We start from the raw sequence: 17,600 nt of genomic DNA on the forward strand, positions 1-17,600 counted from the left end.
TTATTCCGTTTTCAAGGTATTGGCAGGATTGGTCAACGCCGTTTTAAGGGCTTGGTACGCTACGGTTCCTAAGGCAACCACCATCGCCACGGCCCCCGCAAAAACAAACATCCAAGCATTTATCTCGACGCGGTAAGCAAAATCTTGAAGCCATTGATTACCAAAGTAGTAGGCTACGGGACAAGCAATGAGAATGCCGATAAGCACCAGTTTCAGGAAGTCTTTTGACAAAAGCGCTACAATGCTCGTAACGCCCGCACCCAGCACTTTCCGAATGCCGATTTCTTTGGTACGTTGTTCGGTTACGAAGGTAGCCAAGCCAAACAATCCCAAGCAAGCAATCAAAATAGCCACCAACGACGTGTAGGTCAAAATCTGTTTCCAGCGCAAATCGTCGGCGTAGCGTTCCATCCGAAAATCTTCCAAGAAATAATATTCCAAAGGAAGGTAGGGAACGTACTTTTTATACACTTTCTTAATCTGCGCCAATGCTTCTTTTTGGTGGTTGGCGGTAATTTGTACGTGAACACAGCCCGCTTGCCGACGGGTATCGCGCGCCCACACGATGGGTTTTATTTTCTCCTTGAACGAAGCATAGTGGAAATCTTTCACAATCCCGACGATATTCAATGCTTTATCTTGTTGGCGAATAGACAGGGTAAAAGGGTTTTGACCTTTAGGGACAAATTCCCGTACAAAAGCCTCGTTGACAATGATGTTCGAGACCGTATCCAACGCATATTTTGACGAAAAATACCGCCCTTGCACCAACGGAATTCCCATCAATTGCAAATGATTTTCGTCGATGTACTCGTAGTAAGTATAGTCGGTACTTTTGCCATTAATCTGGTAAATGGTGCTGTTCCAATCCCCTGATTTGCTGGAAACTTTTTCGACGTACGGCAATTGCGCCAACTCATTTTTGAGCGGTGCGGCTACTTTTTCTATTTGATCCCAAGGTAGCCAAAAGCGAAGAATATTGTCGGTTTTGTAGCCAAGTTCGGCCTGAGCGATGTAATTAAACTGACGAGTCGCAATAACCGTCCCGATAATCAACACTCCTGCCAACACAAACTGAAACACAACCAATGCTTTCCCGAAGGTTTGTCGGCCTGTTAGTTTAAACGGCCCACGCAAGGTTTCGATTGGACGAAAACCTGATAGCACCAACGCAGGGTAAAATCCTGCTAAAAGCGCTACCAAAAACAACAGTGCGCCAAAAAGCACCAAGGTAGTCGGTTGAAAAAGGTACGTGCTTTCGAGGTGTTTGTCGGTCAATTCGCTGAAAGTAGGCAACAACAGATAAGCCAATAACCACGACGGAATAAACGCCAAAGCAGTCAGCAAAAACGATTCTCCCAAAAACTGCGCTAAAATGTGCTGACGCGTGCCTCCCGTTGCCTTTCGGATACCAATTTCTTTGGCGCGTTTGAGCGAGCGAGCCAGCGTAAGATTCACAAAATTGATACAGGCAATGACCAAAACCAACAACGCCAACCCTGTCAAAATCTTCGGATAACGCTCATTTGACCAGTATTCTAAGCCATTGGAGGCATAATATTCGGGGTTTAAGTGGATTTCGTGCAAGGGTTGCAGCTTAAACTTCATTTCGTAGGTTTTTCCCTCTTTGTTGTCTTTACGCACACTTTCTAAAAAATCAGCGGTGTACTTCTTTGTCACGGACTCCATTTTTTTGCCCAACTGCGCCACGTTTGCTTTGGGATTCACCAGCAAAAACGTGTTCAAACTTGCATTAAACCAATTTTCATCGTTGGCGCGCTGCTGAGGGTCAGGTGAAACGAGGTGGTCGATAGACATCAACAGATCAAACTGAATCGACGAGTTGGCGGGCGGATGTTTGACTACCGCCGCCACCACAAACGGCTTAAAAGCCGCCCCTTCATCACCGATTTGGATTAGCTTCCCCACTGGGTCTTGGCTTCCAAAATACTTTTCGGCCATGCGGTCGGTAATCACCACGTTTTTTAAATCCTTGAGGGCTGTGCGGGCGTCTCCTGCCAATACTTCAAACGAAAACATGGTCAACACGGAGTTGTCGGCGTACATCAAATTCTCTGTAATCCCTTCATTACCTTTCTTCACGAGGGTATTCCAGCCGTTTTTAAAGCGGCAATACGCCTCAAAATCACCTAGTTCACGCACAAACGCGGGGCCTTGCGGCATCCCTGTGTTTCCCATTTTACTCAGATTACCTTGCAGGTCTTTGCGGTCTTGTATCAACCGAAAAATCTGCGGGCCTTTCGCGTGCATTCGGTCAAAGGACAAATCATCTTTGACGTACAGCATAATCAGCATCACCACCGTCAGGCCGAGGGTGAGCCCTGCAAGGTTGACAAACGAATACACTTTGTTTTGCCAAAGGTTCCGAAAAGCGATTTTGAGGTAGTTGCGTAGCATGGTGTTTAGGTCGAATTATTCCGATTTCAATGATTTAACAGGATTCATCAGGGCGGCTTTAAATGATTGAACGCTTGTTGTCAACAGAGCGATGAAAAGGCTCAGTAACGCGGCTATTACAAAATACCACCCACTTATTTCGATTCGATAAGCAAATCCCTGAAGCCAGGTACGTAGTAAATAATAAGCAATAGGAGAGGCTAGAATGATACCCAAAAAAACGAGTTTCAGTGATTCGCCTGAAAGCAACCGAACAATACTAATACTACTTGCACCCAGCACTTTACGTATTCCAATCTCTTTCGTACGTTGTTCTGAGGTAAAAGTAGCCAACCCAAATAGCCCTAGGCACGCTATCAGGATAGCAAAACCTGTAAAGGCAAAAATGATTTTCCCAATACTAATTTCATACTCATAAAGCTTACGATAAGCTTCATCAAGAAAATAATAATCGAATGGCTTATCTACTTTATAGCTATCATACACATGCTTTATGACCGCTATTTTCTCCCGAACGTTGGCATTTTTTTCTAACTTGAGGTAGATGTATTCATGAAATACATCGTTTTTGTGAATAAGAAGCGCCATTGGGCGAATCTGACGATGCAGTGGAGAAAACGGAAAATCTTTGACCACGCCTATCAAGTGTTTCTGTGTTCCGCTACCAATATCAAGGGGGTGTTGGTAATTTTTGGCATTTATTCCTAGTGCTTTTGCCGCAGCCTCATTGATGACGATAGAGCCATGACTATCTTGAATTTCCTTTGAGGTAGGCGTAATGTCCCAATGCACACGCATAGTGTTAATAAATTCTTTATCAACAGGAAAACTATTTACACTGACTACTTTATTGGTGTGCAATGCTTTTACATCCAAGCTATTCATGTATCCGCCATAAATTGGTAAATCCGAGGAGGTCACAGATTCCACCCCGCTGATTTGGCTAAGGCTATTTTTAAGAGATGTATAATGTTTGTCAATACCAGTTTCGGGATCTAAACGAATCCCGATGACCTGTTCGCGTTCCAAACCAACATCTTGCCTGAGAAATAAATCCAATTGTTTTTTGATGAGTATAGAAGCGATAATAAGTACAATCGAGATAGTGAATTGAAACACTGTCAGCGATTGCCTTACGGTTGTCACTCCCTTACCCATTCCTAATTTTCCCTTCAAAATAGAAATTGGAGCAAAATTCGCAAGGAGAAGCGCAGGATAACTCCCTGATAATAGGATACTAACCAAATAAATTCCAATAGCAGGTAGCCAAAAATAAGGTGTCCATATAAAAGATGTCTCAATCTTGAGCTGTAATAGCTCATAAAAAACAGGTCTTAATAAACCAAAAAATAATAGTGCTCCCCCAAAAGCCAAGCTTACAAAAAGGGTAGATTCCAAATAAAATTGGACAATGAGGGATTTACGCGCCGCTCCTACGGTTTTTCTAAGCGAAACTTCTTTCGCACGAGTGGTTGCGCGGGCCGTTGTGAGACTTACGTAATTGATGAGTGCCAAACTCAGTATTAGAGCCGCAATGATACCGAACGTATTAACTGTTCTTTGAATGCTTTTATGGGAAGCTTCAAAATGGTATTGGGGCAAATGGTATAAATAAAATTTGTCATTTTTGCTCCTGATTTTTGCTTGTTCGCTTAAAACTGACGGGATTTTAGAAGCAACAGTCGCAGCATTACTTGCATTTCTTAACAATAAATAGGTGTCAAATCCACCCGTAGCCCCAACCGACTCCAGTTCTTTGTTTGCCTGCTCTTTTCCCAAAATAGATTCGTATCTAGCACGGTCCATGGCACGTTGGGTTTCGATATCGGCCAAAAAGTTAAATTGAATCGAGGAGTTTATTGGTGGGTCAGCAACAACCCCAACGACTTCAAAAAGATGTTGTTTGTCATATGTAATTGTTTTTCCAATTGGGTCAGTACTACCAAAATACTTTCTAGCCATACTTTCAGTAAGTACCACTGTGTATGGACGCGAAAGAACAGTCTGACGGTCTCCTTTTAGTAGGGGAAAAGAAAATACCTCAAAGAAACGATTGTCGGCAAAACCAAAGCCCGATTCGTAGTTTTTATGCTGTACATCGGACATGATTTGCTTAGTGGAATAGCTACCCACTTTAATGCGGGCATAATTTTCAACCTCAGGCGAAGCCTGCTGAACAGCTTCCGCAAAGCGATAAGACATCCATGGGACAGTATAAGATTGTTCGCCTTCCTCATGCTTGTATTCTACTTTTACAATGCGGTCAGCGTGTTCGTGAAAACGGTCAAAGCTGTACTCATGAGCCACGTATAGCACAATCAGCAAGGTAACTGCCAAACCCATTGCCAGCCCTGCAATGTTGATAAAGCTGAAGACCCGATTTTGCCAAAGGTTCCGAAAAGCGATTTTGAGGTAGTTTCGTAGCATGGTGTTTACGTCGAATTATTCCGATTTCAATGATTTAACAGGATTCATCAGGGCGGCTTTAATCGACTGGTAACTTACGGTGAGAAATGCAATTACGACCGTCAACAGCCCCGCAAACACAAAAATCATTGGATTGATCGTAATTTTGTACGTGTATTCTTCCAACCACCGATTCATTATCCAATATGAAAGTGGGCTGGCTATCACAATGGCCACCAAAACAGGGCCGACAAACCCTTTTGACATCAATAGCACAAGTTGAAACACGCCCGCTCCCAGTACTTTTCGTATCCCAATTTCTTTGGTTTTACGCTGCGTCAGCGATAAAGCCAATCCTAGCAAGCCCAAACAAGTGATAAAAATGGTTAAAAATGAAAACCCTTGGGCCATGGCAGAAAGGCGCGCGACGCTTTCAAATTTTTCGTTGTAGGCTTCATCCACAAAATGATACTCAAACGGATAGTTAGGATTATATTTCTTAAAAATCGCCTTCGCTTTTTCTAGGTTTTCTTTAATGGGATTTTCGGGGTTATATTTGACATGAAGCGCGTTGAAAAAATTCATTTTCGCCCCCGCAATTGTCACCGCATTCACTTCACGAAAAGGTGATTGCATCACAAAATCTTTCACCACGCCAATCACCTGAAACTCCCAACCTCCGTCAGTGATTTTTTCGCCAATGGGGTTTTTGAAACCCATCATCTTCTTGGCGGTTTCGTTAATAATTACCCCCGAAGAATCGGTTGGATAAGATTTTAAATCGAAATCACGGCCTTCGATAATTTGTAACCCCAACGTTTTTACAATTTGATCATCCGCTCCAAAACGGTCAATGTTCCTGTGGTCGTCGGTGGCTTTACCTCGCCATTTCATTCCACCCGTGTTGCTCCAAGCTTCGGTAATTGGTGAAAAGGTCTTGACCACCGAAACTGCCGCGTTACTTTTCAGTAATTCGGTCTTAATGAGGTCATAATTTTTAGATATATCTCCTTCAACTGCATGGTACACCAAGTTTTCTTTGTCATAACCGACTGTCCTATTTTGGGCATATTCCAACTGTTGTTTGATGATAATTGTACAAGAAATGAGTAACACCGAGCACACAAACTGGCAAACGACCAGTATTTTCCGTGGTGTAAGGGGCGAAGTAATATTGATGTAGTTTCCTTTGAGTACTTGCAAAGGATTAAAGCTAGAAAGAAACAACGCAGGATACGAACCCGCCACTAGCCCCGTTGCTACAACAAAGACCAAAGCACATCCAATCCATTGATAATCAAACCAATTAATCGAAATTTTTGATCCAATAAGCTCATTAAAAGTAGGGAGGCTTAACGTGACAATGACCACCGCCAATCCGCCTGCCAACAAAGCGATAAGAATGGATTCGAAATAAAACAGTTTGATAAGTGAAAACCGAGTAGCCCCCGACGCTTTTCTGACCCCCACTTCTTTGGCTCGTTTTTCGCTCCGAGCAGTGCTTAAATTCATGAAGTTGATGCACGCAATCAGCAATATCAAAAGGGCAATGACCGTAAAGTTGCGAACTTGCTCAATTTTACCACCTTCTTCTACCCCATTTTTAAAGCTTCCGTAAAGCCGCAATCGTTCAAGAGGATAAACGAAGGTCTCCCAGTTGGCTGTTTCTTTGTCGTAACGCTTTCTTAGGTGTTTGGCTTTGAGGTTAAACGCTTGGGCATCTGTTCCTTTTTTTAGTAACACATAGGTAGTGGTAGAGTTGTTACCCCAGTGCAAACTCTCCATGTTGTTGACCACCTTGAACCGCCACGGCACCAAACAATCAAAATTAAAATCGGTGTTGGATGGCAGTTGTTTTACGACTCCTGTCACCACAAAATCACTTTCGTTATTGAGCTTGATGATTTGACCAAGCGGGTCGCTATTTCCGAATAGTTTTTGGGCAAAATCCTGTGTGATTACCACGTTATTGACGCCGTTTAGGCAGGTTTTGGCGTCGCCTTTGAGCAATGGAAAGGTGAATACGTCCAAAAAAGTAGAATCCACTACCTGAACAGTCCCTTTAATTTTGGTCTCTTTTGCTTGAACCAAATATTTATCTGGCCAATCGACCCGCACCATTTTTTCAACTTCGGGATAGTCTTTTTGGAGGGCAGGTCCCATGGTTTGAGGTGTAACGTTCCAGCTACTGGTCTTGCCTTTTTCAGTGACTTGATTCCACGCCTGAAAAATTCGGTCTCGGTTTTCGTGGGTGTTTTCAAAGTTCATTTCGTCATTGACCCAAAGTAAAATCAATGCCGATGCCGAAAATCCGATGGCCAGTCCTAAGATATTGATACTGCTAAAAGCCCTATCTTTCAGCAAATTCCGAAAAGCGATTTTGAGGTAGTTTCGTAGCATGAGGTTTAGGGGTTTGTGACGTAGAGACGTTGCATGCAACGTCTTTACTCGGATTTCAATGATTTGACAGGATTCATCAGGGCGGCTTTAATCGACTGGAAACTCACCGTCAAAAACGCCAAAAGCATCGTGGACACGCCCGCTGCCACAAAAATCCACCACGGAATTTCGACCCGAAACGCGAAGTCTTCGAGCCAAGTGTTCATCGCGTAGTAGGCTAGCGGAGCGGCAATCAAAAAGGCAATTCCTACTAACTTCAAAAAGTCTTTGGAAAGAAGGCCCACGATGCTCCACAAGCTAGCCCCCAGCACTTTTCGAACGCCAATTTCTTTGGTACGCTGCTCGGCGATGTAGGTGATGAGCCCAAACAAACCCAAACAAGCAATAAAAATCGTCAGAATGGCAAAAATGAGCGCAATGGTGCCGACTCGCTGCTCGGCCTGGTACATTTCGTTGAAAGAATCATCAAGAAAATGGTAATTGAACGGCATCCCCGTCGAGAGTTGTTTCCACTGGGCTTCAATTCGCTTGATAAGTTGCTGCGGGTCAGCTGTATTGATTTTAAAAGCCATGTCCCAGCCACTACGCCCGTACCGAAAGCTCAAAGGGCCGACGTTTTCCCGCATCGACGAATAATGAAAATTTTTCACTACGCCAATTATCGTCAGCGTACTTGTTTCGGAACCATTGCCAGTACCCGTATAGAGGTTTTTGCCCACGGGGTCATCATATCCCAACATCTTCGCCGTTTCTTCATTGATAATAATCGAGCTAGAATCTGCCCCAAATGCTTTGGAAAAATTACGCCCCTTGATGATTTCCATGCCCAAAGTCGGAATGTATTCTTCATCAATCACCCAGTTTTGCATGTTAAATCCGTTTTTCACGTCAATGATGGGCGTTTTTGAGTACGAATTATCGCTACGCGACGAGTTGGCTACGGGTAAATACCCCGCAAAAGCCCCCGCTTTTACCCCCGCCATTTTTTTGGCTTCTTCCTTAAAAACGCGGTTATTTTCTCCCAACGACGACGTACCCGTCACCACCAACACTTGGTCTTTTGAAAATCCGAGGTTTTTGTGTTGGATGTAATTGAGCTGACGGTAAATGATAAAGGTAGAAATGACCAATACCAACGACGTCACGAACTGGAACGTCACCAACGCATTTCGGAAATTGGAGCGTTTAAAATTGGCATTGAGCTTGCTTTTGAGGACTTCAATTGGCTTAAACGACGACAAGAAAAAGGAAGGATAATAACCTGCCAACACCCCAACACCAAGCGGTAATGCCAATAAAAAAGGCAAGTACGCAGGTTGATACATTGTAGTCGGCGTAAATTCTTTGCCCGCAATTTGATTGAAATAAGGCAACAATACCGTCGTAAATACCAACGCAATGCCAAAAGCCAAATAACTCGTCAGTATCGACTCAGCCATAAACTGACCAATCAAACTGTTTCGTTCGGTGCCTAATACCTTCCGAATCCCCACTTCTTTGGCGCGGTTGGCCGAGCGAGCCGTGCTCAAATTCATGAAGTTGATGCAGGCAATGAGCAGTAAAAACAAAGCCACAATCGAAAAGATATACACATATTCGATATTGCCATTGACCCCAAACTCGTATAATTTGTTGGATTTGAGGTGAATGTCCAGCAGCGGCATCAGCGAATACTGAATGTAATTCCCCGCTTTTTTGAACTCGTCCATGCTTTTAACATCTATGAAGGCTTTGGCTTGTGGGAGAACATATTTGTCAACCAAACCGTCAAATTTATTCTCAAGTTGCTTATAATCAACTCCTTCTTTTAGCTTGACATAGGTATAAAAATTGTGGCTCAAGAAATTTCCGAATGTGTAATCCACATTTTTGAACGAAAAAATAATATTGGTTCTGAAGTGCGAATTTTGAGGTATATCTTCATACACGGCCGTTACTTTATACTCTTGAGGATTGTTAACTCCCGTCGCTAGGATTTTTCCCACCGCAGAGCCAGGCCCAAAAAACTTCTGAGCAGCCGACTGACTAATGGCAACGGTGTTAGGGGCATTGAGGGCTGTTTTGGCATCACCTTCCAACACCCGAAATGGAAAAACTTCAAAAAAGGTAGAATCTGCATTGACGCAGTTGTGTTCTACCAAAAACTCATTGCCTTTTCGGATAAATCGGCGACTGTTTTGGGCATACAAACGCGTGTATTGCTCCACCTCAGGATAGTCTTTTTTGAGCGTTGGGCCAAAAGGGTCGGAGCTTAGTGCCATTTTCATCTCGGTTCCCCCAAATTTGATGTCTGACTGTACGCGATAAATACGGTTAGCATCTTTGAGGTAGCGGTCGTAGCTCAATTCATCGACTACGTACAGCGAAATCAGCAAAAAACAGGTAAGCCCAATGGCCAACCCAAAAATGTTGATGACGCTGTAAAGTTTGTTTTTGAGGAGGTTTCTCCAAGCAATTTTGAGGTAATTCCGTAGCATGATGATATGGTTTTTATTCCGATTTCAATGATTTTACAGGGTTGACCAAGGCCGCACGTAGCGCCTGGTAACTAACCGTTAGCAACGTAATGACCAGTGCACCAGCAGCAGCCACGGCAAACACCCACCACGAGATTTCAACTCGATAATCGTAGCCATTCAACCAATCATTGAGGTAATAGTACGCAATCGGACTGGCAATGAGGCTCGAAAGCAACACCAAGCCGACAAAATCGCGAGAAAGCATTTGCCACAAATTAGGAACACTTGCGCCCAACACCTTCCGAATGCCGATTTCTTTGGTGCGTTGCTCGGCCACGAAGCTCGCCATTCCGAACAAGCCCAAACACGAAATCAGGATGGCCAAGACTGCAAAATAGAGCGAAAGCGTACCGATACGCTCTTCGGCCTTGAACTTATTACCGTATTGTTGGTCAATAAATTCGTACGAAAAAGGCACATTCTGCACGTACTTTTTCCAGATGCGTTCGAGGGTGGCAATGGATTTACTCGAACTTTGAGCAGGGTTGAGTTTGATGGTAAGATTATACAAATCCTTATCGCGGGTATGATACAACGACGGGCGCACGGGATAAAACGGCGACTCAGCCATAATATCACTCACTACCCCAATGATGGTATAAGGCTTTCCATTCCATTTTAAAATTTTACCAATGGGGTCTTTGAACCCTAAAAACTTCGCCGCTGCCTCGTTGATGATAAACGCCGCCGAATCGGTGGCAAACTCACGAGAGAAATCGCGGCCTTGTTTAATTTTCCAACCCACCGTTTTGCCCCATTCTTTGGTGACACGACTGTTTGGAAAATCAACGCCCAAGTTCGGGTCTTTCCCTTCCCAATCAAAACCGCCGTTGGTATTCCACACGCCCGTAAGTGGACTGTTGGAAGCCGTCAATTCTTCAATGGCCCCCGCCGATTTCAGTTCTCCTCTAAATGCCTCAAAGTGATCCTGAATTTCTTTGTCCATTCCCATGCTTATCAAGCCGTTACGTTCATAGCCAATCGGGCGATTTTTAGCGTGTTGAATTTGTTGGTAAACGATGATTGTGCCAATAATCAATACCACCGAAACCGTAAATTGGGTCGTTACCAACACCTTGCGCGGAATGGCCGCCCATTTTCCCACCCGAAACGTCCCTTTGAGGACTTTCAAGGGCTGGAAAGACGATAAGTATAACGCTGGATAACTTCCCGCCAACAAACCCGTAAGCGAAATAAACGACAAACTAAGCAGCCAAAAAACGGGATTTGCCCAAGGAAGTTCAATTTTCTTATCAGCTACTTCATTAAAAAATGGCAGACACAGTGTGACCAATACCAGTGATACCACAAAAGCAAACACCACCACCATGTACGACTCCGAAAAGAACTGATTAATCAACTGCGACCGCACCGACCCTACGGCTTTGCGAATACCCACTTCTTTGGCGCGTTTTTCGCTGCGGGCGGTGGCTAGGTTCATAAAATTGATGCAAGCCAACATCAACACAAACACCCCAATGATACCAAACATCCACACGTAGCGAATGCTTCCTCCTGTGTTGATGCCTTCTTTAAACTCACTTTCCAACGCCCATTTACTCATGGGGTGCAAAAACGCCTCCCATTTATACTTCAATTCTTCCTTACTCAGATTGTTGGCTTTGACATTTTTAATGCGTTTGGAAGCCGCCTGCATTGATACATTATCTGCGACTTGGACGAATGTCTGGCTAAAGTTGCTATCCCAAGGGTCTTCCATTGTTTTTACCCAAGGATTGTCAATCAACCAAAGCGACCACGGCATGATGACCTTCACGTTGCGAAACGAGGTATTGTAAGGCAAATCTTCGTAAACACCCGTCACCTTCACGTCGTAGGTTCGGTTGATTTTCAGCGTTTTGTCCAACGGATTTTGGTCACCAAACAGCGATTTGGCCACCGATTCCGACAGCATAATCGAGTACGGGTCTTTTAAGCCTGCGTACGTTCCGTAGCGCATTTTGAGGCTAAGCATTTCAGGTGCGCCTTCTTCAAAGTAAATCCCCGATTTTGTTACGTGGTTGCTTCCTAACGACAACACGTACGAGCCTTCCCACGAGGCCTGCACTACGTGCTTGAAGCTACTCCCGTATTTTTGCCGAATTTCGGGGGCCATCTGGGCAGGATTAGAGGTTTGGGTTCCAATTTTCCCGTTGAAAGTAGCGTGCTGCATGACCTGCGCGATACGCTCATAATTTTGATGGTAGGTATCAAACGACAATTCGTCGTTGACCCAAAGTCCAATCATCATAGCTACTGCCATTCCCACCGCCAGTCCACCGATATTGATGAAACTGTACATTTTGTTTTTGACGAGGTTGCGCCACGCAACTTTGAGATAATTCCGAATCATGGTTGTATAGGATTATTCTGTTTTCAATGATTTTACAGGATTAACCAAGGCGGCACGAATGCTTTGGTAACTGACTGTCAGTATCGCAATTCCGATAGCGATGGCGCCTGATAGTACAAACATCCACCATTCAATTTCAATGCGATAGGCAAATTTGGACAGCCATTGCTTCATTACGTACCATCCCAAAGGTGCGCTAATGATCATCGCCATCCCAACGAGCTTAACAAAATCAACAGAGAAAAGCCCAAAAATATGCGCAGTAGTCGCACCTAATGATTTACGAATCCCAATTTCCTTGGTGCGTGATTCGGCCATAAACGAGACGACACCGTATAATCCCAAACAGCCGATAAAGAGTGCAATCACTGCCAAAAGGCGAAAAAGAGCATAGCTACGTTCTTCACCTTGGTAAAAATTGGCAAGGGTTTCATCCAGAAATTCGTACGAAAAGACAAACTCAGGAAAGATACTTTGCCACACGGTTTCTACCTCTTTCAGTAATTGACTAATACCTTTTACTCCTCCTTCTTGGCCTGCCAGTTTCATTCCTAAGGTAGTATAATTGCCTCGTTGGGTCGTTAATACGCTTGGTTCTACCTGATCACGGAGCGAAAACACGTTAAAGTCTTTTACGACCCCCACAATTTGTTTTTCAATGTCTTCTCCCGCCACTTTCATTTTCTTTCCAATAATTTGTTCGGGATTTTGAAAGCCTAAGCGTTTTACAAATGTTTCGTTGACAATCAACTCTCGAATTGTATCAGCGGGAAGGTAATTACGTCCTGCCAATAATTTTAACCCATACGTCCGAATGTAAGAAGTATCTGCGGGACGCATCACGACGCCATAGTCGGGTTCTTTCTCTTGGTTTTCGAACCGAAAACCAGTACTCCAGTTGAATGCAGAAGATGGCGTCGTCATCGAAAAACTAAGCGACTGGACGCTGGGTAAGCCTGCGAGTTTAGCCCGTAGGTTTTCCAACTGACCTGGTTCATTTCCAGGAAGCTTTACTGTCAAAATAGCATCGCGGCTAAAACCCAAATCGGCCGAACGGAAATAATCCATTTGGTAATATGCAATGATGGTACCGATGAGCAAAAATTGAGACACTGCAAACTGCCCAATAATTAACCCCCGACGCAACGTAAAATAATGCGCCGAGCGGGTTGTTTTCATTTTTCCTTTGAGGGCCAAAATAGGTTGATAACCCGACAAAATCAGCGCGGGATAGAACCCCGTCAGCACGGTGGTGATCACGCCGAGTCCTGCCAAAAAGGCCAATATGACAGGACTAAATAAGTTTACAGCGCCTGTCGTGATATTTAATAAATCACTGACATAGGGCCATGCAAGCTCTGCCACTAGAAGAGCCAATACCACGGCAATGCTTGTCAACACGCTCGTTTCGCCCAAAAACTGTCTTAGTAGCTGGCTACGAGTACTTCCCAGCACTTTTCGGACGCCTACTTCTCGCGCCCGACGAATTGCCTGGGCAGTCGCCAAATTGACGAAGTTGATACAAGCCGTCACCAAAATGAAAATGCCAATGAGGGCCATTGCCCAAATCATTTCAATGCTGACACTACGTCGAGCAAAGTTAGTGGTATTCGTTGCGAAGTGAATATCGGTCAACGGTTGTAACGCATATTTAAACTTCTTGGCATCTTCTGGAGAGTGGTATTTTTTTACGAAACTGACCAGTTGGCTTTCCATTCGAGCCAAAGTGAGCGATGGAGGCAACAATAAGTAAATCTGCGCCCCACCATAGCTCGATTTCCAGTCGTCGATGGGAGAAGTATTTCCAAACGTTACCACAGAAGCATGGGTCAAAAAGACATCGAAGGGAAAACTACTGGTAGCAGGCGGCGCTTGTACAATACCCGTTACCACAAAATCCATTTGGTTATCTACCCGAATTGTTTTGCCCATTGGGTCGGTATCCCCAAAGTACTTACGCGCCATTCGCTCCGAGAGCACCACCGTATTCGGGTTAGTGAGCGACTGCGGGCTACCTTTTTTCCACTGATAATCAAAGAGATTGAAGTATTCAGGTTCGGCAAATGTAATTACTCCATCGGGTTCCTGAAACCGTTTTTTCTCCGTTACAGCAGTTCCTCCTACCGATACTACCGCTCTTCTCACACGGCTTACCATCGTCAGTTGGTGTTTCAATTCAGGAAAATCGTTTCGTAGTGCTGCCAATGCGGGGAAGGTAATTCCCGTATTTGGTGTTTCGGGAGAGCTTTTAGAGACACCAAGCATTCGATAAATATGGTCAGCATGACGATGATGACGGTCAAAACTTAGTTCATACCGAACTGCCACAAACAAGACCACACAACAGGCCAGCCCCAAGGTTAGCCCTAATACATTGATAATTGAGTAACTCCAATTACGCTTTAAAGCACGAATGGCCGTTTTAAAATAACTTGTAAGCATCGTTTTTTATTTCAGGTGAATCTATGTTTTTATGAAATACACCTTGTTTTTAGCAAGGTCTCGGAAAGCGATTTTAAAACAGTTTCTTAACCTACTTTTAGTTGATGGGCGCTGTAAATCGCAATGTATTTCCGCTTGGGTCAGTAACATAAAATTCTCTTCTGCCCCAAGTTTGGTCTATTGGCCTCAAATGCACAGGCGATTCTATTCTATGAGATTGATTTAGTCCTCTTTGGGTATATTTTTCAAAAAGGATATCTACATCATCCACAAGCACATTGATATCCAAGCCAGATACACCTTCCCAAACAGAAAGCTGTAATTCTGCCTCTCCGTTTATTAAATCCACCCCCCAATCATCGAATGTAAAATCTGGGTACTTGATTTCAAAGTCAAGGATTTTGGTGTAGAAATCAATAGCTTCTTGAATATCTCTTACTTTAAAAAAAGGGACTATTTTCATGATTTTAAGTAATGTTGTTAAACAGTTACTACTCTGTCTTCAGGCTTTTTACAGGATTCATCAGCGCTGCTTTTAGCGACTGAAAACCGACCGTCAGGCACGCAATCCCGATGGCCAACATGCCTGCCGCCGCAAATACCCACCACGAAACTGTGATGCGAGAGGCAAAATCTTTCAGCCATTGTTCGGTCAAATACCACGCAATTGGCGAAGCAATCAGAATCGCAATAAGCACCAATTTGAGGAAGTCTTTGGACAGCAGTGCCATGATTCCAACTGTGGATGCCCCCAACACTTTGCGAATCCCAATCTCTTTGGTACGAGACTCAACGGTGAAAGTGGCCAAGCCAAACAACCCTAAACAAGCAATAAAAATCGCCCACAACGACGCCGTCGTGAAAATACGGCTGTATTGTTGTTCGGATACATAAAGTTTGTTGTAATTGTCATCGACAAAAGAGTAGTCAAACGGATTGCCAGGGAAGTATGTCTTGTACAATTTATCCAAAGCCGCAATTTTTTCAGGCATTCGGTCGGCGGTTAATCGGATGGTGAAATAGGTACTGTTGTTTTGGGGATAAAAAATGATAGGATCAATCGTTCTTTTCAACCCTGTATGATGGTAGTTTTTCACCACCCCAATCACGTCCAAATAACGCTCATCCCACTTGATTTTGGTACGAAGGGCTTCTTCTGCGTTCGCAAATCCCAATAACTCTACCGCTCGTTCATTGAGCAATACTTTACTATTTTGGTTCCAATCTATATCACATTCGGCGGGGGTAAAGTTGCGCCCCGCTTTGAGGTCGATTTGATAAGTTTTCAGAAAACGGTCGCCAATGATGGCAAACGAGTACGAAATGAGTTCATCGCCTGGTTTGGTTTTAGGTTGCGTAAAACCTGAGGTCGCAAAATTATACCAACCGCTCGGCACCGCCCCTGAGGTCGCGTAGTCTTTCACAAACGTTTGTTGCATTAGCTCGTTCTGAAACGTCGTTTGGCGAACTTTGTAAGTAGCATCTTTGCCTACTTCTGGCCCACGAACCACCAACAATTGCTGCGGATTTAGTCCCAAGCTCTGCGTTTGCATGTGGTGTAGCTGACGATAAATGACCATCGTCGTGACGACCAAGCACACCGAAATCGCAAACTGAAACACCACCAATGATTTTCTCAGTAACCCACCACCCGACGTTTTGGCTAACTGACCTTTTAAGGTTTTAACAGGGTTGTAATTGGAAAGTAAAAAGGCCGTGTATCCCCCAGAAAATAACGAACCTAAAAGCAAAATGCCCAAGCCCCAAGCCCATACCGACGTAGAAGCCAAAGAGGCAAAAGACAACGGCGTCCCGATAAGTTCATTAAAAAATGGCTGAAGTAAAAGTACTATCAGCACAGCTAATCCAAAACTTAGGAAATTGACCAACAGCGATTCGCCCAAAAACTGCCGCACCAAGTGGCTTTGTGTTGCGCCCACCACTTTCCGAACCCCCACTTCGTTGGCCCGTTTGAGCGACTGAGCCGTCGAAAGGTTGACGTAGTTGAACCAACCAATCACCAGAATCAAAAACGCAATTCCCCCCAACATATAGACGTATTTGAGATTTCCTTGCGTAAGGTACGTGTCGCTCAAGGAAGCCGCCAAATGCACGTTTTTGAGAGGTACAAGACGAAACTTTACGCCGTCGTTTTCTTTGCTGAGTTCGTTTCTTAGGGCGGTTAGTTTTTTCTCAAAAACTGAAGGGAGAACGTTGTTATTGAGTTGAAAAAATGTATTAATATACTGATTATCAATATTCTCTAAATTAACCCAGTCGTTACCGTGCAAATTGGCGGGATGACGTAGCGTTTCCAACGAAAACACCATGTCGTATCGAATGTCTGAGTTGGTAGGCATATCGGCATAGACCCCTTCTACCGTAAAAGGGTTGGTGTCAAATTGATTGGAAAGCATCAACACTTTCCCTAAAGGGTTTTCGGTACCAAAATATTTTTTGGCATAAGAAGCCGACAAAAACACTACGTTTGACTTTTCCAATGCCTTGGGAGAACCTGCAGTAAGTGGAAAATTGAAAAACGAGAAAAAATTACCCTCTGCGTAGCTAATGTTGGTTTCGCGGAATGCTTCGGTTTTAGCACCTTCTCGCCGTACGATGCCTTGCGCCATCCCGTCGGCAAAACGACAATAGTCCTTGATTTCGGGGAAGCGTTGTTTGGCGCGTGTGGCCCAGCCTGGCTCTACTTCACCCCACATGCTACCTTTGACATCTTCGTTGAGAAGTCGATACATGGAAGACGCATTGGCATGAAACTGGTTAAAGCTTTTTTCGTGGCTCACGTATTGCAAAATCAACACAAAAGCTGCGATACCCATCGCCAAGCCAGTGATGTTGATGAAACTATATATTTTGTTTCGGAGCAAGTTCCGAAAAGCGATTTTGAGGTAGTTCTGTAGCATGGGATGTTCAGGTTTACCCTCTTAGTCCCAAATGCCATACCAGAAAGACAACTATTTGATAATCAATTTTTTAAAATAAATAAAAAGAAATAAAAATGTCCATAAACGGACAAATTCAGTTCGTTTATGGACAGGGTTGTA

Annotated in this window: 8 protein-coding genes; all 8 read right to left on the reverse strand. The window is 44.0% G+C overall.

Features of this window, described 5'->3' with window-relative positions:
• Positions 1-2,418 (reverse strand): ABC transporter permease, encoded by a 2,418-nt coding sequence (locus DTQ70_RS22720; protein ID WP_122932931.1) that lies wholly within the window; start codon positions 2,416-2,418, stop codon positions 1-3.
• A 15-nt stretch (positions 2,419-2,433) separates the two neighbouring features.
• The gene (locus tag DTQ70_RS22725; protein ID WP_122932932.1) at positions 2,434-4,845 is read right to left on the reverse strand and encodes an ABC transporter permease; all 2,412 of its coding nucleotides are present in this window, start codon (positions 4,843-4,845) and stop codon (positions 2,434-2,436) included.
• 15 nt (positions 4,846-4,860) lie between these two features.
• Entirely contained in the window at positions 4,861-7,224 is a 2,364-nt protein-coding gene (locus DTQ70_RS22730) for an ABC transporter permease (protein ID WP_122932933.1), read from the reverse strand.
• 44 nt (positions 7,225-7,268) lie between these two features.
• The gene (locus DTQ70_RS22735) at positions 7,269-9,701 is read right to left on the reverse strand and encodes an ABC transporter permease (protein ID WP_122932934.1); all 2,433 of its coding nucleotides are present in this window, start codon (positions 9,699-9,701) and stop codon (positions 7,269-7,271) included.
• 13 nt (positions 9,702-9,714) lie between these two features.
• Positions 9,715-12,096, reverse strand: coding sequence for an ABC transporter permease (locus tag DTQ70_RS22740; protein WP_122932935.1), 2,382 nt, complete (start codon positions 12,094-12,096; stop codon positions 9,715-9,717).
• Positions 12,097-12,108: 12 nt separating this feature from the next.
• Positions 12,109-14,538, reverse strand: coding sequence for an ABC transporter permease (locus tag DTQ70_RS22745; RefSeq protein ID WP_122932936.1), 2,430 nt, complete (start codon positions 14,536-14,538; stop codon positions 12,109-12,111).
• 97 nt (positions 14,539-14,635) lie between these two features.
• Positions 14,636-15,001 (reverse strand): VOC family protein, encoded by a 366-nt coding sequence (locus DTQ70_RS22750; RefSeq protein WP_122932937.1) that lies wholly within the window; start codon positions 14,999-15,001, stop codon positions 14,636-14,638.
• A gap of 28 nt (positions 15,002-15,029) precedes the next feature.
• Positions 15,030-17,459, reverse strand: coding sequence for an ABC transporter permease (locus tag DTQ70_RS22755; protein ID WP_122932938.1), 2,430 nt, complete (start codon positions 17,457-17,459; stop codon positions 15,030-15,032).
• Between the last annotated feature and the right edge of the window lie 141 nt (positions 17,460-17,600).

Origin of the sequence: Runella sp. SP2 (genome assembly GCF_003711225.1) — a bacterium.
Lineage (GTDB): Bacteria > Bacteroidota > Bacteroidia > Cytophagales > Spirosomataceae > Runella.

Excerpts from the sequence above, each read along its gene's own strand:
- DTQ70_RS22720 (WP_122932931.1), bottom strand. The coding sequence starts at position 2,418 with ATGCTACGCAACTACCTCAAAATCGCTTTTCGGAACCTTTGGCAAAAC.
- DTQ70_RS22725 (WP_122932932.1), bottom strand. The coding sequence starts at position 4,845 with ATGCTACGAAACTACCTCAAAATCGCTTTTCGGAACCTTTGGCAAAAT.
- DTQ70_RS22730 (WP_122932933.1), bottom strand. The coding sequence starts at position 7,224 with ATGCTACGAAACTACCTCAAAATCGCTTTTCGGAATTTGCTGAAAGAT.
- DTQ70_RS22735 (WP_122932934.1), bottom strand. The coding sequence starts at position 9,701 with ATGCTACGGAATTACCTCAAAATTGCTTGGAGAAACCTCCTCAAAAAC.
- DTQ70_RS22740 (WP_122932935.1), bottom strand. The coding sequence starts at position 12,096 with ATGATTCGGAATTATCTCAAAGTTGCGTGGCGCAACCTCGTCAAAAAC.
- DTQ70_RS22745 (WP_122932936.1), bottom strand. The coding sequence starts at position 14,538 with ATGCTTACAAGTTATTTTAAAACGGCCATTCGTGCTTTAAAGCGTAAT.
- DTQ70_RS22750 (WP_122932937.1), bottom strand. The coding sequence starts at position 15,001 with ATGAAAATAGTCCCTTTTTTTAAAGTAAGAGATATTCAAGAAGCTATT.
- DTQ70_RS22755 (WP_122932938.1), bottom strand. The coding sequence starts at position 17,459 with ATGCTACAGAACTACCTCAAAATCGCTTTTCGGAACTTGCTCCGAAAC.